15 protein-coding genes are annotated in these 17,060 nt (G+C 63.5%); 6 read left to right on the plus strand and 9 right to left on the minus strand.

Annotation, left to right across the window (positions count from 1 at the left end):
- Positions 1 to 174: 174 nt before the first annotated feature.
- The 3 genes from LAO51_16010 to LAO51_16020 all read right to left on the minus strand — a co-directional run bounded on the left by LAO51_16010 (position 175) and on the right by LAO51_16020 (position 2,781).
- Positions 175 to 816, minus strand: coding sequence for a hypothetical protein (locus LAO51_16010; protein ID MBZ5640250.1), 642 nt, complete (start codon positions 814 to 816; stop codon positions 175 to 177).
- 339 nt (positions 817 to 1,155) lie between these two features.
- Positions 1,156 to 1,893 (minus strand): hypothetical protein, encoded by a 738-nt coding sequence (locus LAO51_16015; protein MBZ5640251.1) that lies wholly within the window; start codon positions 1,891 to 1,893, stop codon positions 1,156 to 1,158.
- 57 nt (positions 1,894 to 1,950) lie between these two features.
- Positions 1,951 to 2,781 carry a hypothetical protein gene (locus LAO51_16020; GenBank protein MBZ5640252.1) on the minus strand — a complete coding sequence of 277 codons (831 nt, stop codon included), beginning with the start codon at positions 2,779 to 2,781 and terminating at the stop codon, positions 1,951 to 1,953.
- 171 nt (positions 2,782 to 2,952) lie between these two features.
- On the opposite strand from LAO51_16020, the gene LAO51_16025 reads away from it, so the two are divergent.
- Entirely contained in the window at positions 2,953 to 3,174 is a 222-nt protein-coding gene (locus LAO51_16025) for a hypothetical protein (GenBank protein ID MBZ5640253.1), read from the plus strand.
- A 103-nt stretch (positions 3,175 to 3,277) separates the two neighbouring features.
- On the opposite strand, the gene LAO51_16030 is transcribed toward LAO51_16025, so the two are convergent.
- The gene (locus LAO51_16030; protein ID MBZ5640254.1) at positions 3,278 to 4,093 is read right to left on the minus strand and encodes a caspase family protein; all 816 of its coding nucleotides are present in this window, start codon (positions 4,091 to 4,093) and stop codon (positions 3,278 to 3,280) included.
- An 868-nt stretch (positions 4,094 to 4,961) separates the two neighbouring features.
- Between LAO51_16030 and LAO51_16035 the strand changes: the two genes are divergently transcribed.
- Both LAO51_16035 and LAO51_16040 read left to right on the plus strand, forming a co-directional pair.
- Positions 4,962 to 5,216, plus strand: a complete 255-nt coding sequence (locus LAO51_16035) for a hypothetical protein (GenBank protein ID MBZ5640255.1) — start codon at positions 4,962 to 4,964, stop codon at positions 5,214 to 5,216.
- A 219-nt stretch (positions 5,217 to 5,435) separates the two neighbouring features.
- A complete protein-coding gene (locus LAO51_16040) occupies positions 5,436 to 5,633 on the plus strand; it encodes a hypothetical protein (GenBank protein ID MBZ5640256.1) in 198 nt (65 codons plus the stop codon).
- 57 nt (positions 5,634 to 5,690) lie between these two features.
- On the opposite strand, the gene LAO51_16045 is transcribed toward LAO51_16040, so the two are convergent.
- Complete coding sequence (locus LAO51_16045) at positions 5,691 to 6,362, minus strand: SOS response-associated peptidase (GenBank protein MBZ5640257.1); 672 nt, start codon at positions 6,360 to 6,362, stop codon at positions 5,691 to 5,693.
- Positions 6,363 to 6,520: 158 nt separating this feature from the next.
- Here LAO51_16045 and LAO51_16050 point away from each other — a divergent pair, with 158 nt between their 5' ends.
- The 3 genes from LAO51_16050 (at position 6,521) to LAO51_16060 (ending at position 11,914) form a co-directional block, all read left to right on the plus strand.
- Positions 6,521 to 6,874: a hypothetical protein gene (locus tag LAO51_16050; protein MBZ5640258.1), complete on the plus strand. Its 354-nt coding sequence runs from the start codon at positions 6,521 to 6,523 to the stop codon at positions 6,872 to 6,874.
- A 448-nt stretch (positions 6,875 to 7,322) separates the two neighbouring features.
- Complete coding sequence (locus LAO51_16055) at positions 7,323 to 9,440, plus strand: hypothetical protein (protein ID MBZ5640259.1); 2,118 nt, start codon at positions 7,323 to 7,325, stop codon at positions 9,438 to 9,440.
- Positions 9,437 to 11,914: a DEAD/DEAH box helicase family protein gene (locus tag LAO51_16060; protein ID MBZ5640260.1), complete on the plus strand. Its 2,478-nt coding sequence runs from the start codon at positions 9,437 to 9,439 to the stop codon at positions 11,912 to 11,914. Before LAO51_16055 ends, LAO51_16060 begins: the two co-directional genes overlap by 4 nt.
- A gap of 287 nt (positions 11,915 to 12,201) precedes the next feature.
- Here the strand turns inward: LAO51_16060 and LAO51_16065 are convergent, their stop codons facing one another.
- The 4 genes from LAO51_16065 to LAO51_16080 form a co-directional block, all read right to left on the minus strand.
- Positions 12,202 to 13,143 (minus strand): hypothetical protein, encoded by a 942-nt coding sequence (locus LAO51_16065; protein ID MBZ5640261.1) that lies wholly within the window; start codon positions 13,141 to 13,143, stop codon positions 12,202 to 12,204.
- A 694-nt stretch (positions 13,144 to 13,837) separates the two neighbouring features.
- Positions 13,838 to 15,475 carry a phage terminase large subunit family protein gene (locus tag LAO51_16070; protein MBZ5640262.1) on the minus strand — a complete coding sequence of 546 codons (1,638 nt, stop codon included), beginning with the start codon at positions 15,473 to 15,475 and terminating at the stop codon, positions 13,838 to 13,840.
- A gap of 1 nt (position 15,476) precedes the next feature.
- Positions 15,477 to 16,028 (minus strand): hypothetical protein, encoded by a 552-nt coding sequence (locus LAO51_16075; protein MBZ5640263.1) that lies wholly within the window; start codon positions 16,026 to 16,028, stop codon positions 15,477 to 15,479.
- A 22-nt stretch (positions 16,029 to 16,050) separates the two neighbouring features.
- The coding region (locus LAO51_16080; GenBank protein ID MBZ5640264.1) for a chromosome partitioning protein ParB at positions 16,051 to 17,060 on the minus strand (1,010 nt) is incomplete at its 5' end.

Here is a 17,060-nt window from a genome sequence, read left to right on the forward strand (position 1 = left end):
ATCTCCGCGACAAGATGCCCGGCTTCCTCCCGGACCTCCCGCACGCGGTGGGCTTTCAAGCGGAGCCCCTTCCTGATACAAGTCTCCAGGCGCATCGGTCCCGGCCCTCCTTTCGCAGGCATACACACCCACGAAGGGTAGCCGGACAGCCGATGCGCTTTGCATTTCAACCACTTACGGAGCCTTCACACTTTTCGGAGAGGAACCAAAGTTGATAGTCAGTTGATGCTCCTGAGGTGCGGCCCGTCGACAATGAAACTCGAACATCGACACAAGATCCGCATATGCGTGACGAAGCGTCCGCGTCTCGCCGGGTTTCGCTGAAAACTCACGCCGGAGGATGGCCAAATTCGCGTCGTAGATCAGCTGATTCTCCGTTCGACATCCAGGGCAATAACCGAACACGCCGTACACCTGGAAACGGCACTGGCACTCGGGGCACAATAGCTCGGAGTCGACTGAGTTCTCTGAGTAGGTTGGAATGACCGGCCTGGCGTGATAGCTGATGTGCTCGTGCGTGAAGGATGCGTGCTCGTTCCCGCGACTCTTTCGGGCCAGGTCGGAAAACTCTGTATCGACCTGGTTGAAGAAATGCTCCCGCGCCTGCTCTTCAGCCTGCCGACGAACATGGCTGAGCTGGTCATCAGTCAGTAATTCACTCGCCGCGGCCGATGCACCGCAGTAAGGGCAGTGAAGGGTGGCACGAATGGACTTCTGATGCAGCTTGAAGTATCGACGGCACTCAAGAGAGGCACATCGGCGACCTACGAACCCGGCGTCGGTCGGGATTGAGACCGTGAAGGTGAGGGTGCTCATCGCGATAACTGTTTCCTTGTGCGCCTGACGAGCGCTCTCAGCGACCCGCCGTGCGGCGCCCCCCGCTTGCTAGCTATTTCCGCGCCGAGGCGACTTCTGCCTTCGAGAGCGTGCTTGGGCGACTCCCTCGCCCCTCCCCCGCTGCCCTGGAGCATACGCCGGTCGCGCTCGAGGGGGAAGGGGCGGGTAACGACGGGCGGGGCGCGGTGACCCATAAGCCGGATCGACAGTGGCCTTGCGGCCGGCTCGAACTCGTCGGCCGGTGTTCGCGAGCAGCGAGTGACCTACTTAGCCTGGCGACTGGCAACCCAAGGAGCCCCAGGACCCCACCCCTTCTGACTACCCATCCTTGTACACTTCGTACAACGTGTTCTCCAATTCCGTCGTCGTCCATCCTCGACCCGCCGCCCAGCAGGACACCGCCGTAACGTATCGGCTGTAGCCAGCCCACGTTTGCGTTGCGTCCCCCCACGGTCGGGGCAGCGGCACATTCAGCAGGTCGTGCTCTTCCTGCTCCAGCGCGGCGGCATGCTTGAACCTCGGCCAGGCTCGTTGCAGTATCACCTCGTTGTCCATGGGAACCGGCGGATTGACGCGAAAGCCGAGAGATCGTCCGGCGAAGTGAAGGAACTTTGATGCCATCGTCGCGGTCCAGCTCAGGTTCCTCCGGAGGTTGGCCCAGGCAGGCGCAACGCTGCCCGCCCTATCGATCGAGGCGGTAGCACGTCGGAGAACGCGCTCCATCACCTTCAGGTCTTCCGTATACACATGGTCCAACGTCCTTGTCATCGAACCCCAGCCTATGGTCAGAACCAGCGCCTCAAGGACGAGGCCACTGCTCAGACACCGGATGATGTTGTCGGGGGTACAGACCAGCGCGCCATTGTTCCCATGGAGTACGAACTCGGGGAAGGCGGTCCTGAGCAGCCGACAACGCCATGTCGAGGCGTACAGCGGATGAGCCAGAGGCGATCCCGCGAACTGCTTCGCTGGATCAGCCGGGAGCGAGAATGGGCAGCGGATCGCCCAGAACAGTGTTCTCGCATCGAAGTCCCATTCCAACAATCTCTCTGCCAAGCGTGTCTCCCCACCGCTCGCTTCTTTTGCGGCCCGGGAAGCAGCGAGGCGCGGTGGCTACCTCTTTGCCAGGTTTACCACGGCGTTGTAGACGAACCAGCCCTCCCCGGTTACGAAAGTCTGCGGCTTCGCCGTCATCGCGTCCCGCTGGACGCCGATGCCATCGGTGTAGGGTTCGAAGCTGACGATCTTGGTGTAGGGGATCCGAAAACGCTTGGAGGTCCCCTCAAAGTACAGGTTCTGGGTCGTGATCCCTAGAATCCCAGCGTCAACCTGGACGGTTTGCGTCGTGTCAACCGGTCGCCCCCGGAATCCCCCGGTGCGATAGTAGACGCCCTTCATGACGCGAACGCTGACGCCCGAATACCCTCCCACGTACTGTCGGCTGGTCCGGCTTTCGAGGTACCTCACCCCGGTGAAGACCCAAACGAGCGACTCGGACTTCTGAAAGTTGAAGGGGACGGTTCCCGAGATTGTCGGACTTCTCGGCGTCTTTCCCTCAAGGATCTCTCGAAGTACGATGTTCATCGCGGCGCGACGGTAAGCACCTCGCTCGTTCAACTGCTCCTGCGTCAACGAAAATCGTTGCGCGAAGGCCATCAGCTTGGACTCTTCGTCTGCCGAGAGGACGTTATCTTCCAGACAGTCGTGAAGTGCCCGCTCCCACCCCTGGACGAGCGACTCCGGGATGGACTCCTTCCGGACCAAGCTGCTCTCGGCCTCGCGAGCGAGATCCCCATCGAGCGTGTCGAGACCGTCCCCTGTTCGCGCGGCCTTCGAAGCGGAGGAAACCATCGTCTCCCATCCCGCCTCGTACCGGGCCTTGCAAGGCTTGTGGAAGTTCCGGAAGATGCCGGCGCCCTGACCGCAATAACGGCACTTCGCCATCAGTGCCCCCCGTGACGACGCCGCGAACGTCTTCTGGGGCGGAGCCTACCACAGGAACGCCCGTGGTCGCGCCCATCCCCCCTCTCGACATCGGCGGCGCCTCCGTGGGGCCGTCCCACCCTCGCAACGTCATCGTGCGCGACGGACCCCACCTCGAGGTACGTTCTCGCCATGGCCGCCACGCGCATCGACGACCTCGTGTGGGACCTCGAGCCAGAGGAGCTGCCCGACGCCCTCCGCCTTCTCGCGGCGCTGGAGAAAGCCGGTTGGGTGTCGGCGCGGGAGGCCTCGGAGTGGCGGGGCCATATCGCCGCCTTGAGGTTTTCCGCGAAGACCCGCACCTCTGGATCGATGGGCCGGAGGCGTAGCGATTACCCGCGCGGAACGGTTTGAACCCCGTCGCTCCCGTCGTGAACCGCTCGTCAGAGTTGGGTCCATCCGTGTGCCCGCGTCGTCGACCCGACTCGACCAGGTGGCTTCCCCGTTGATCACCCGGCTATCGGCGTCGGCGCGACGATCCCCGCATCCGGTTCAACTCTTCAACTTCTTCGGGGGTGAGAGCCGGCCGAAGTGGATTATCTCGACAAGTATCCAGAAGGAGGATCTTCAAAATCCCGATACTAGAATCAAGATCAGGACGATTGAAGTAGAAGCGCGCATCGGTGGACAGCGCCATCCACGGAATCTGCGTGCCACGAGTACGCTCTGGTACTTTCTTGCACAGATAGCGGAACACGTCGACGACCTCGAGGTCGGCTTGGTCTAGCGCGGCAAGCAACTCTGTGGCAAAAGGGGAATGCGGTTGACCATTGACGGTGTCCCATGCGCGTCCACCGCTAGCCGTAGCGTAGATTATCAGCGAGCCACTGTTCTTGGGGTGCCTCTCAATGATCGTGTCTACGGGTTTCAGTATTTCGCTTATGTTGATTGCACCCCTTACTCTTGCCGGGTTGATGTAGACGATGTCGCGGCTGTTCGAATCCGGGGCCTCGAACGTGGCGTCTGTCGGAACCAAGTAATCCTGACCGTCGATCTGCATTCCGTGCCCGGAGTAGTAAAACACTCCGATTGCTCCGAGGGCCAACATCGCCTGAAACTGCTTGATCCGAAGCAGTAGCAAGTCTCTGTCGGCGTCGATGACCTTGATGATGTCGAACTGTTGGGACGCGAGCTTGGCTGCGATGGCTTCTGCGTCGCCAGCGGCGTTCTGCAAGGTGTCGCTGTTCCGATAGTGGGCATTGCCAACGATCAACGCAATTCGCTGCGGCTGTTTCGCGGGGGCGTCATCGGCGGTGTGAAAGAACTCGAGCACCGGCCGGAAAACATCATGGTACAAGCCAGCATAGACCCCGACGACGGACGACAAGAGGAAGATTGCCGCGAAAGGTTGCCGCCAATGTCGTCGACAGTAAAACAGCCTGGTGTTGGTGCCGCATCTCTCGAATCGTCGGTTTCGGGCCAAGCAACGCATGTCCCGCGTTCCTCTCGCTGTCAAACTCCGGTGAACTGGACGAGTAATGTCGTGCGGGATAGTAACTTCAAGCAGCGAATCCGCGGCGCCGTCCGGTAGTGGTATGCTATGTCATCCTGCCCCACACCCCAAAGCCCGCCACCCCATCCCATTCTCCTCCTGGTGCCCAGGCGAATTCAAGCCGCTCGCAGCGCCACCTCGCGTCAGATGACCAACCCGGGCGCTTCGCGAATCGGCCTCGGCCACACGAATCGCGCTCACGCCGAACGCGCGTGCAGGCGCTCGCACCTGTACCCAGCGGCAGGCAAGACCACCACCCGCCGCCCCGGCTGCGTGATCGAGCACGTCGAGGCGCGGAAGGAGGGCCGCGCGGACGAGACGAGGTAGGCCGGGACGGGAGCGAAGGCGAAGGGCGGGTGGCGGGACATAGCGCGTCCCCCGATCGCTTCCCCGCAACCCACACCTCTCCCCGGCCGACCGAATCGCTGTACATTCTTGGCATGAACCGCACCGACATGGACGCGGTCCTCTGGGACCTCGATCCAGAGGAACTGCCAGGCGCCATTCGGCTGCTCGCGGCGCTGGAGAAGGCCGGCTGCGCCCCCAAGCAACGGGAGCTTATTCTTTTCCAGGGCTCACGACGGCCCGCGCCGGGTGACCACGACGGACGTTGGCTCGTCCGTCCGTTACGAGATGGGGGTGATAGGTCGTGAAGAGTAGAAAGGGCCTATGGGCCTTACTCGTATTGACGTTGCTTCCCGCCTGCGGTTGCTCGGACATCGGGAACTCGCTGGCGGTGCCGTTGCGTTGTCCCGCGAACGGGAGGCGTTGCAACGGGAACGTCGTCGAGTACTGCAACGCCTCGTCGCATCAGTGGGAAGTCCACGAGGACTGCGCGGCCTCCGGCCTGACGTGCAAGGAAGTGATCGACGGGACCGGCGCCTTCGACGCGATCTGCCAGTAGCTCCGGCAGCGGTTGTCCGCTTGCCAGTGCCCACCGGCCGCTGCCCCGGATACGTGATCGACCACATCGAGCAGGGCATTACAGGGGCGCGACCGAGCCGTGGCAGTTCGGACACGAAACGAAGGCGAGCGACTAGCGGAAGGATGTAGCGCGTCCCCCGGTTGCATCCCGGCAACCCAACCCCACGCCCCGTCGCCGGGATCGCGGTAAGTTCTCGGCATGAACCGCACGAACATCGACGCGATCCTCCGGGACCTCGATCCCGGTGAATTGCCGGATGTCCTCAGCTTGCTCGCCGCGATGGAGACAGCCGAATGGGTTACGCCGCGCGAAGCCGAGGAGTGGCGTGCACAGATCGGGGCCTGGGGCATCCTGCACGAGGACCGGAGGCTCTGGATGGATCGACCGGAGGCGTAGCGGCTGAACCGTCCCGTCTTTGGATGGGGATGGGCGCCGCGCTCCCAGGCGCGCTGGTCACCCGACCTTGGGCCGAATCGCCTCCCCTACCGGCTCGGCACAGTCCGGGTCGTTGACCCGCGGGTTGTTAACCCTCGGCGACACAGGGACGGCGATCAACAGGTCCTCTGGAGCTGGCTTCAGCAGTTCCGTAGCCGCCGCCGCGTCCGTCTGCGAGCGGTCGAGCCACGCATCCCACGCCGACTCATCGAGGATCACCGGCATCCGCTCGTGGAACTGTCGCATGAACCCCGACGCCGACGTCGTTAGGATCGCGCAGGCGGCGGCGACCCCACCCTCCGTCTTGTAGAAGTCGACGATCCCGGCGAAGGCGAATGGCGCCCCATCTGGCCGGCGGAACAGATAGGGCTTCTTCCGACCACCCTCGGCTCGCCATTCGTAGAAGCCGGTGGTCGGAATCAAGCACCGCCGCTCCTGCAGGGCCTTTCGGAACGTGGGCTTCTGGGCGGCGGTCTCCGAGCGCGCGTTGATCATCGGCTTCGTCGACCACGGCACCGAGAGACCCCACCGCGCGCTCACCAGGTGTCGGTCGGAACCCATGCTCTCGATGATCGCAATCTGGTGGGTCGGCGCGACGTTCCAGCTCGGCTTGCCGTGAACGCCGGCGCGGCCGCCCAGGATCCGGACCACCTCGGCCCATGGCAGCATGAGAGTGAAGCGGGCGCACATGCGACCGAGTATCCCCGACGTCCTGGACCTCGGCAACACTCGAGTGACTGGCTAACTACCCTTCGAATCCGTCCTTGCCGGCCGCCGAGGTTCGGTGTACAAGGTTTCACAGCGTCACGTTGGCGTCGGGGCCTCGTCGCGGGTATCAGGGCAAATAAATGACCGATCTCACCGACCTCCAGCGCCAGATCCTGGTGGCGGCCCTCCGCTCGCGCGGTTACATCACCGCCGTGGTGACCTTGGACAACGACGTGAGCGTCCTGGCTGGGAGCAAGCGCGTCCGCATTTCCGCGGATCCTCTCGAGGGCCTTGTCGCCGCGCGGCTCCTGAAGCTCGTTGGCAGGTACGAGGACGGAAAGGCGACGCGCCCGGGAGTTGAGATCCGAGGTGTCCGGCTCTACGAGCTGACGTCGGCCGGCCGCGCCGTCGCCCTGGACGTTGAGGTCGGCCCGAGAGCGGCGGACGGCGGAGAACCGTTGGTCGGCACTGGGCCCGAAGAAACGGACCGCTGAGGCACCGCGGGCAGACCAGGCACAGCAGCAAGACGAGCGCCCGGACGATGTGCTGCCCCGGCTACGGGATCGACCACATCAGCGCGGCGAAGGAGGGCGGGGCGGACGAGCAGCGTGCCGGCCCCAGGCCAAGGGGGGGGACGCGGGAGTTCGAGTTCTTGCCCGGCGGTGTTCCGGGTATGCTTCGGGTGCCGCACGTTCGGGAGAGGTGTGGACGGCCCGGCCGAGGGGACGGAGAGCGCCCGTAACTGGATGCGGGCCAGAGCACTGTACATGGGGGAGGGGCCGCAAGGACCCCTATTGGGATTACCTGCCGAGGTGAGGAAGACGCGGTCGGAGCAGGACATCGATGCGGCGATACGGGTAGCAATGGGGAAGGCATCCCAGTCGGGTGCTCATCCTCTCTCGTCCGACCATCTGGGCTGGACAGACGCAATGACGGAGCGACATGGCTAGAATCGACGACCTCGTAACGCAAATAGCCGACAAGGCCCTCCGACAGAAGCTCGAGGCCGCGCTCGCTGACATGAAGCGACGCCAGCGCTTCGGGCTGGTCTTCGAGGAGCACGTCCCTGAGACGAGCGCGCTGCTGCACATTTCCCCGGCCGTGGGGTCGACGGTCCAGCGGCGTAGTGACCCCGATGGGACGCTCTACCAGGTGAAGGCCCTGCGGAGTCGCGGCGGCGTCACGATTGAGCCCGAGGGAGGGGGAGAGGTTGAGATAGCGACCGCGAAGGACCTCATGCTCATCAAGCGCTTCGGCGACCCTATCTTTCCCACCCTCACCCCCATTGGCTCCGTACGGCGCGGACCAGTCGACCGGCCACACCACGCGATCATCAACGGCGAGAACTTCCACACATTGCAGCTCCTCGTGTACCTCTACGAGGGCCAGGTGGACTGCATCTACATCGACCCGCCGTACAACACCGGTGCCAGGGACTGGAAGTACAACAATCGATACGTGGACAAGAAGGACGCCTGGCGGCACAGCAAGTGGCTCTCGATGATGGAGAAGCGACTGCGCCTTGCGAAGCGCTTGCTCAAGCCAGACGGGGTTCTCATCTGCACCATCGACGAGCACGAGGTGAACCACCTCGGCATGCTGATGGAGAAGACCTTCCCGCAGTACCTCCACTACATGATCACGATCGTCATCAACCCGAAGGGCCGCGAGAAGGCGAACTTCGCGCCCGTTGACGAGTTCGCCTTCTTCGTCGTGCCCGACACGGGTCAGGACATCATCCTCCGGTCCCCCTCTCACATCGCAGAGCAGGAGACTACCGAGACCAACATCGCTGAGGAGGAGGATGCGGAGGCTCTAGAGGATGAGGACGACGTGGAAGAGGCGGAGGCCGCTGATGGTGCCGCCGAGGAGTCCGCCGACGAGTGGGAGTACAGGCACGCTCGACGCAGGGGCGGCGGCGCGGAGTCGTCCTCCTACCGAGAGAAGCGACCAAACCAGTTCTACCCTATCTTCATTGATGAAAAGAAGCGCACGGTCGTGCGGGTCGGGTCGTCGATTCCGCTGAACAGAGCACCGAACTTCAGAAGGGTCGGTAGTCTCCGCCCCATCTGGCCTATCGACAGCGAAGGCCGACAGCGGTGCTGGGGCTTCATTCCCCCCTCCATGCAGTCGATGATCGACCAGGGTAACGTGTTTCTAGGGAAGTATCACGAGAAACGTGACGATTGGACGATCAACTACCGCATTCCGAAGAAGAACACGCGGAAACTCAAGACTGTGTGGTGGGAGAAGGCGCATGACGCCGGGACGCATGGCACCGAGCTCCTGAAGAAGCTCCTCGGCCGACCGGGGCTGTTCCCGTTCCCGAAGTCCGTGTACGCAGTGAAGGACTGCCTCGCTGCCGTGGTTCGGAGCCGCCCGAACGCTCTGATTCTCGACTTCTTCGCCGGGTCGGGAACCACATTCCACGCGACGTGCCTCTTGAACGCGGAGGATGGAGGCTCGCGCCGATCCGTGCTGGTCACCAACAACGAGGTGGAAGAAAAGGTCGCGAGGATTCTGCACAAGCAGGGCTTCTACCACGGCGATTCAGATTTCGAAAAGCACGGCATTTTCGCGCAGGCGACTCGTCCCCGCTGCCAGGCCGTCATAACCGGCGTGCGTCCCGACGGTAAGAAAGTCGTTGGCGCACACATCGACGGGCGGCCGGTCGCGCGGGGTTTCGAGGAGAACTTGGAGTTCTTCCGCGTCGACTACCTCGATCCTGACGAGGTTGACCTCGGGAGCCAATTCGAGGCGATCTTCCCTGCGCTCTGGCTCGCCGCTGGCGGCGTGGGGGATCGCGGGAAGGCGGTGGAGGACTCTGGGATGCTCGTGCCGCAGGGGTCGCGGTACGCGGTGCTCTTCCGGGAGGAGCAGTTCCGCAGGTTCCGCAAAGCGGTGGAGAGTCGCCCCGACCTTAGCCACGTCTGGATCGTGACCGACTCGGAGGACGCGTTCGCCGAGATGCGGGCAGCCCTCCCGCCCCGCCTGGTCACCTCGATGCTCTACCGGGACTATCTGAGGAACTTCAGGATCAACACGAGGCAGAACCTATGAAGCTCATGCTGAAGGAGCTTCAGGAGGAAGCGGTCGTGCGGCTCGTCCGGCAGGTGCGTGGCGCGGCCAGGGACTCGAGGAGCGGCGATCGCCAGGCCGTCTGCCTCTCTTCCACGACCGGGTCAGGCAAGACGGTCATGCTAACAAGCGCCATCGAGTTACTGCTCACAGGTGACGATGAGCACGCCCCGATCGTCGACGCGACGTTCCTCTGGATCACCGACCAGCCGGAGCTGAACGAACAGACGCGCAAAAAGATGGTGGCGACGAGCTCGGTTCTCACCGTGGACACCCTCATCATCGTCGACGCCTCATTCGACCAAGAGATGCTGCGCGCCGGGGCGGTGCACTTCCTGAACATCCAGAAGCTAGGGAAGGACAAGGGCCTCGTCACGCAGGGGGATGAGCGCACTTACAGCATCTGGGAGACCATCCGGAACACCATCGACGCGCGGCCGGGGAAGTTCTTCGTCATAGTAGACGAGGCCCACCGTGGCATGACCGAGGAGAAGGGCGAGGCCGAGGCAGCCACGATCATTCAGAAGTTCATCAAGGGGTCTCCGGGTGAGCTGCCACCCGTCCCGGTCGTTGTCGGTATATCGGCGACACCGGAGCGCTTCAACAAGCTGATCGTCGGCACCAGCCGGGCAAACCGTCCCGTGGACGTCGACGTCGCCGACGTGCGGGCCTCTGGGCTGATCAAGGAGACCATCGTCCTGCACCACCCGAGGAAGGAACAGACCGCAGACATGACGATGCTGCGGGAGGCGGCGTATGCGCTGAAGATCTTCACCGCGCACTGGGCGGCCTATTGCGTGACGCAGGAGGAGTACACGGTGCTGCCGCTCCTCGTGGTGCAGGTGGAGGATGCCGGGGGTAAGGGGCGGGTCTCGGAGACCGACATCGCCGTGGGCATCCGGCTCCTTCGAGACGTGCTCGGCACCCTCCCCAACGACGCATTCGCCCACGCATTCCAGGAGGGGACAACGCTTATGGTCGACGGGGAGAGCCTTCGGTACCTCGCCCCATCGGACATCCAGGAAGACCAGGACGTCCGCGTTGTCTTCTTCAAGACCAGCCTGAACACGGGCTGGGACTGCCCGCGTGCGGAGGTCATGATGTCCTTCCGGGCGGCCGCTGATTCGACGTACATCGCCCAACTCGTTGGGCGCATGGTTCGGACACCCCTCGCTCGCCGGATCGTCGATGACGAGGTGCTAAACACCGTCGCCCTTTACCTGCCCCACTACGATGCGAAGGGTCTGGACCGGGTGATCGCCAAGCTCTCGAAACCTGACGAAGGCATGGCACCCATCGACGTCGAAAAGGGCGAGGACGTCGTTGAGTTGCAGCGGGTCGCGGGGCTCGAGAGGGTCTTCGCGGCGCTCTCGGCCCTGCCCTCGTACGTTGTGCCACGGAAGCGGAAGGCGAACCACGTGCGACGCCTGATGAAGTTGGCGCGCCTGCTGACGAATGACGAGATCGACGAGGACGCGAGCGCCACGGCTAAAGACGAGATGCTGAAAGTGCTCAACGCTGAGTACGACCAGGTGAGGCAGACGAGCCGCTTCAGAGAAATCGTCGAGGAGAAGGGCCAGATTGAAATCGAGGCGGTGAACTGGGATGTCGGAACGGACGCCATTCGGGACGGCAGGACCGTGCGGGTCGACATCGCGTCCGAGAACGTCGAGGACCTCTTCGAGGCCGCGGGTCGGAAGCTCAGCGAGGGGCTGCACAAGGCATGGTGGAGGGTGCGTGTGAAGGGCTCCCCCGCAGACAGGGAGAAGGCGAAGCTCGAGCTGTTCGCGCTCTGCATCGAACCCGATGTCATGCGGAAACTGGAGAAGGTCGCCGCGGAGAGGGTGCAGAAGTGGCTAAAGCTCCATTGGTCGGCCATCGAGAAGCTGGACGAGGCGAGCCGCACCATCTACGACGAGGTCCGAAGCCTCGCCGCCGACCCCGAGCTGACTTCGCTCATCTACCCGGCCACGATCTACAGCAAGCAGGCTGACCAGTCGTGGGAGAAGCACCTGTACGTCACGGAGAATGGCTCGTTCCCCGCCGCGTTCAACAAGCCGGAGACGTCGATCCTCGAGCGCGAACTCGGCAACAAGAGCGTGGTCGGCTGGCTACGAAATACCGACCGGAAGCCGTGGGCGCTGTGCATCCCCTACGAGGTTGAAGGGGACTACCGTCCCCTGTACCCCGACTTCCTCATTGTTCGCTCAGACGGCGGGCGCCTCGTGGTAGACATCATCGACCCCCATACCATCGCGCTTGCGGATGCTCCCACGAAGGCTGCTGGTCTGGCGAAGTTCGCCGAGCGGCATGGGCACAAGTTTGGTCGCATCGAGCTCGTAATGCTCGACGGGAAGACGGAGAAACGCCTTGACCTCACCGACGAGACAGTGAGAGGCAGGGTGAAGGGGATCAAGCTACCGGAGCAACTTCGGAAGCTCTTCGACCAGGTGTAGGCCTCATAGTTTGGCGGTCGCGACAAGCGTTCACGGGTCAGAGCGTGATCGGCAAGCGTCACCGCACAGCCAACCCCTTCGCCATCGCAATCGGCGCGCGCAATCCCTTCTCCGCCCGCACCGCCTTGACCTGCGCCTTCTGCCGTGGCTTCAGCTTTCGCAGGTGACCCAAGTACTGGCCCTGGAGCTTGAGGGCGGCGCGACGCTTCGGCGAGATCGTCAGTCTTGTGCAACTCCGGCTGGCGCCCCGCGTGAGCGCTTCGTCCTGTGCCGCCGTCTCGTCATACTCATGACCGGTACTTGCTTACGGCATCCAGCAGGACCTTTCCGATCAGTCGCGGCATGCCTTTGTTCTCGGGATGGGTCGCGCCCATGAACAGCAGCGAAATTAGAAAACGACCCTTCCCGTAACCTGCGAAGAAGAACGTGGTGAACGACAGGTCACCTACCCGAATCGGTCGGAAGATCGGCTCCACGTTCCTCTCGCACACGACCATGCGGTCGACGCGAACACGCGCAAGGTCGTCGTCTATATGCGCGAACTTGTCCGCCAACTCGACGTCGACCGTGCAGTTCGAATCGTCTGCGTTAGGTTTCCGAATCCACAAGCCCAGTTTTTCCACGATCGGCGACTTCCAAAAGGGGCGGATTGGCCGTCCCGCCTCGTCAAATCCCATGAACGGTGTTGCATCGATCTTCCGGTTGATCCTGGGATTGTGCGACCAGTAGCAGGGAATGTCCGCCACGTTGACGAACAGCCCGCCGCGATTCACGTAATCCGCGATCTTGTTGAGGGTTCCGAGAGCATCGGGCTCCAATTCTGGGTATACACCACCGTAGGGGTTGAGGACCGCTGAATACGGCTCGAAACTCGAAGAAGCCTCGATCTGCTTGACGTGGATTTTCGTTCCGATAGCCACGGCTAGTTTCTTGATTTCGTCTACCCACTGACTCGGGCTTCGGATTGTCCAGGCGAACGTCTCCGGGTTGTTCGGGTCCGAATCTAGATCGCAAAGGACTCCGACCCTCGGCGGCAGCCATCTCGCGCGACGCCTCAGTTTCTCGATTGCGCGCCAGGACTTGGCCGGCGCATCGGATGCGTACGCCGCGATGACCAGCGTGACGACGATCACTGCGATCGACACCTTGAGAGGCCATGGCGTCGGCCAGATCGCTCCCGCAGCCACGCTCAGAACGGCGCCAGCCGCGAGAAGCAGAAGCGCCTTCATTGGGTGCATCGACACAAGCCGCCTTTTCGCCAGGATCCCAGGATGCCGGCTGGACAGCGAGAACCTACATACTGCGGTGGGATTGTAGGACGGGTAGCGTAGAAAGTGAATCAGGCGTCTTGCACCACTGAGGATGCAACTGAGGGGCGGGTATTCGTGGTGGTCCTTGCGTTGACCGACTTCCCGACTATTCGCTGCGGCATCCGGCGTGGTGTGCGTCGCAGCGAAGTACCCAAGCTCCGCCGCATGTCCCCTCACGGTCAGAGCCGGACATGCGGCCCACCCTCGCCAACTGCAAGCGGCAGTTTAGGGGCTTTCCCGGCGGTTTGGGAAGCGTTCCGTGGACCTGGTGACCGGCAGATGGGGGGCCGTCCGGGGTCTTCCGGAGCACCAACCGGCATTCTAGGGGCAGTTTTGGGCCCGAAGAAACGCTTCGGCGAGGGGGGCGAAAGGATCGCCACAGAACTTAACTCGTTGATGGTTCAAGTAGTTATCTGTTTCGAGGCGACCGGCAGATTCGCGAGTTCGTGCCGCTGGGCCCTCGAAAACTGCCCCATAAACGCACTCTGCGCGCCGATTTCGTTCGATAATTGCACTCTGGAAGGCCTCTCCCCCACCATAAGTGCACCCTGGAAGGCCCGGATCTCGCGATAAACGTACCCCCCGGCGGGGCCCGGGCGGTCCCCTCCGAGGCTCACCACTGCGCGTCCAGGATCTCGTCGTACCGCCACTCGGCTTGCCGAGGTAAGGCGATGCGCGGCCCCCACGACCTGTCCCTAGACCAGGCGATGCAATCGTAGGTGAACGCCAGGGAGAAGTGGTTGGTCGCGGTTTTGACGTACCGAAACGCCCGGGCACCCGTCTCCTCGTCCTCGTGAAGCCGCTTCACGTCCGCCGCGAGGTGCTCCGCAAACTCCTGCAGGATCGGGCCGGCCCGCGGGAGCACGACTTTTCGATCGCGGATCACCTGCCGGCTCGCGTCGAGGGCTTCGGTGCGGTTCTCGTAGACGATGCGCTGCTCGTTGTCCCATCGGTAGGCGCCTCGCTGAGTCTCCTGAAAGTAGTTGAGCCAGACCTTGCCCCGGTGCCGGTTGGCGAACGCCCTCGTGGCGTGGATGTCCGGCAGCGCGTCGATCACGCATCGGCGGATGCGGTAGTTCTTCATGAGGTCGTCGAGCTGGGGGTAGTCCTGCACGGCACCGACATAGATCACCTCCCGAGAACCATCCGACTCGCCGACAAACCTGGAGACGACGACGTGCAACAGGTCGCCGGTGTCGACGCCCATCGTGCATTCCGTGTCCGATCGCTCGAGCAGCCCGGCCTCGGCACAGCAAGCCAGGACGGCGGCAGCGTCGAGCCGGTTCTGCACGTCGGCCCAGGCGATCCCGATCTTCAAGTTGTAGAACCGCTCGGGAAACCTCGTCTTCTTGTACTCCGCCAGGATCTCCCCGGGGTCCACTTTCGACGAGTAGAGCTGCGAGATGCGGTAGCCGTGGATGAGGCGGTCGGGAAAGTCGGCTACCCATTCCCCCAGGTCCATATTCAGCTCCTCGCCGCACCGCGGGCAGGCTCGGTAGTAGCTCCCGTCTTCTCGCTGGCGGATGATCTGCACCTCCTCCCCGAGCCGGACCGGAAACTCCTTGTCGAGCGCCGTCCACGTCGTGCAGTGGGCGCAGCGCACCGTCCAGTGCCGCTGGTCTGAGGCCTGGTAAGCCTCGTCAATCCCGTAGTGCGGGAGCGAGGGGTTCGAGAGTTCGATGATCCGCTTGTAGTCCGAGTGTCCGAGCCGCTCCCGGGCCATGCTCTTCGCTTCCGGCGTGGCCTCGTCGAGCTCGTCGAACACGACCATGTCGGCGGGGACCGACTTCATCCCGACCGTGGATTGCATCCCTCGTAGGAAAAGGTACGCCGAGCCGATCCGCTTCAACCCGGCCGTGTCCGTTTCGCGGAGGAGTTTCCCGAGGAACGGGTTGTCGGCGAGGAGCGGGCCGACGCGGGACTTCGAGAACTCCAAGACGTCGGTCCGGGTCGGGAAGAAGTACATGACGTGGAGGCCCATAACGCAGGCGTGGATCGACTTCAGGATCGCCCAGGTCGTGCCACCGATTTGGGCGGCTTTAGTGAGCACGATGTGGGGCGCGGTGTCGTCGTACACCGCCCGCAGATACTCGTGCCCTTCGAACCGAAACGGCCGGCCGTCGAGGCGGATGCGACGGGTCGCCCACGCGGCGAGCGGCTCGCTCACGGCCCGGGTCGCGGGGAGGGCGAGTTCCGAGACGCGGCCACGCACGTAGCCCGTCAACTTGGACACGCCGATCGGGTGCGGCATCTCAGGTGGCCTCCTCGTCCTCGACCGGAAGGCGATCGAGAACGGCCCGGCAGATTCGGTCCCGAACCCCGTCGTCGGCGACCTCCGCCTTGACAGCGTCGATGAAGACGTCCGCCAAGGCGCGGCCCTCGGCTTCGGCCTCCGCCCGGATTTGCTCTTCGGTCTGCCCATCCATCGAGAGCCCGCGGGCCAGTCGCTGCCCTTTCTGCGCTCGTTCGAGAATCCCCGACACTTTCTCGAGGTCGCGGATCCCGTCCGAGTCGAGGCTGCCCTTCTGAAGCGAACCGAACAGCCGGCCCACGACCGCATTCCAGAGTTTGAAATGTTGCGCGTTCAAGTTGACACGCTCGGTGGCGAGTCGCTCCACGAGCTGCTCCGCTGCGCGCTTGCCGATCTTGAGGCGCAGGCCCTCCCAGTCTTCTTCCCCCTTCCACGCTGCGATGGTGTGCGGTTTCACCTTGAGCCGGCGGGCGATCTCCGCTACCGAGGTGACCTCGCCGGTGAGGTAAAACTCGCGGGCCTGTTCCCGCGTCTTGAGCGAATGACGTGCCACAGCGACTCTCCCCGGACAGCGCCTACGCGTTCCCGCGCCACCCCTCGGCCTTCTTCCCCGTGAACGCCTGCCAACGCAGAGCGATGACGTCACAGTAGGCCGGGTCGATTTCCATGAGGAACGACCGCCGCCCGAGACGTTCCGCAGCGATCAGCGTCGAGCCGGAGCCTCCGAACAGGTCGAGAACCGTCTCCCCCTTCCGCGACGAGTAGAGCATCGCCCGCTCCGCCAGCTCGACCGGCTTCTCCGTCAGGTGCACCATCGCCGGCGGGGCGACCTTCCTCACCGACCACACGTCGGTGGCGTTGGTGATCTCGGGGTTGAAGTAGTGCGCCGCCCCCTCGCGCCACCCGTAGAAACACCACTCGTGGTTTCCCATGAAGTCCTTGCGGGTCAGGACCGGCCACTCCTTTACCCAAATCACCGCCTGGGAGAAGTAGAGCCCTGACGCCTTGAGGGCCGGCGGGTAGTTGGCGCAGTTGGCATAGCCGCCCCAGCAGTAGAACGACCGGCCGGGGTCGAGCGCCCTTGCAAGATTCCCGAACCAGGCCAGCAACATACGCTCGAACTCCTCCGGCGCGACGAAGTCGTTCACCAGCGGCCGGTCCTTCGCCCTCATCTTCCCGGTCGGCTTCGCCTTTTCGGGGTGGCGGGACACGTCAAGGTTCTGGTGGTGACCCTTCGACTTTCCCGCGGCCGCGATCGCGTTATTGCTGCGGGGCTCCACGTTGACGTTGTAGGGCGGGTCAGTGTGCACGAGCTGCACCCGGTCGACCCCGAGGAGCAGTTCCAGATTCATCGGGTTCGCGGCGTCGGCGCAGAGAAGCCGGTGCTCCCCCATGCGGATGAAGTCGCCCGCCTGCGTGGCCGGCTCGTCCGGCGGCTCGGGGACCGCGTCGGGGTCGGTCAGGCCGTCGATCGGATCGTCCGACCCCCGGAGCAGGTCCTCGATCTCGACCTCGGTGAAGCCGGTCAGATCGAGATCCGCCCCGGCCGTCTCGAGCTCGGCCAGGACTTCCGCGAGCTTGTCCA

Source organism: Terriglobia bacterium, assembly GCA_020073205.1.
Lineage (GTDB): Bacteria > Acidobacteriota > Polarisedimenticolia > Polarisedimenticolales > JAIQFR01 > JAIQFR01.

What these genes read in the sequence shown, in the direction of transcription:
- LAO51_16045 (MBZ5640257.1), bottom strand. Translation starts at nt 6,362, where the DNA reads ATGTGCGCCCGCTTCACTCTCATGCTGCCATGGGCCGAGGTGGTCCGG.
- LAO51_16040 (MBZ5640256.1), top strand. Translation starts at nt 5,436, where the DNA reads ATGAACCGCACGAACATCGACGCGATCCTCCGGGACCTCGATCCCGGT.
- LAO51_16050 (MBZ5640258.1), top strand. Translation starts at nt 6,521, where the DNA reads ATGACCGATCTCACCGACCTCCAGCGCCAGATCCTGGTGGCGGCCCTC.
- LAO51_16060 (MBZ5640260.1), top strand. Translation starts at nt 9,437, where the DNA reads ATGAAGCTCATGCTGAAGGAGCTTCAGGAGGAAGCGGTCGTGCGGCTC.
- LAO51_16025 (MBZ5640253.1), top strand. Translation starts at nt 2,953, where the DNA reads ATGGCCGCCACGCGCATCGACGACCTCGTGTGGGACCTCGAGCCAGAG.
- LAO51_16070 (MBZ5640262.1), bottom strand. Translation starts at nt 15,475, where the DNA reads ATGCCGCACCCGATCGGCGTGTCCAAGTTGACGGGCTACGTGCGTGGC.
- LAO51_16065 (MBZ5640261.1), bottom strand. Translation starts at nt 13,143, where the DNA reads ATGAAGGCGCTTCTGCTTCTCGCGGCTGGCGCCGTTCTGAGCGTGGCT.
- LAO51_16055 (MBZ5640259.1), top strand. Translation starts at nt 7,323, where the DNA reads ATGGCTAGAATCGACGACCTCGTAACGCAAATAGCCGACAAGGCCCTC.
- LAO51_16020 (MBZ5640252.1), bottom strand. Translation starts at nt 2,781, where the DNA reads ATGGCGAAGTGCCGTTATTGCGGTCAGGGCGCCGGCATCTTCCGGAAC.
- LAO51_16010 (MBZ5640250.1), bottom strand. Translation starts at nt 816, where the DNA reads ATGAGCACCCTCACCTTCACGGTCTCAATCCCGACCGACGCCGGGTTC.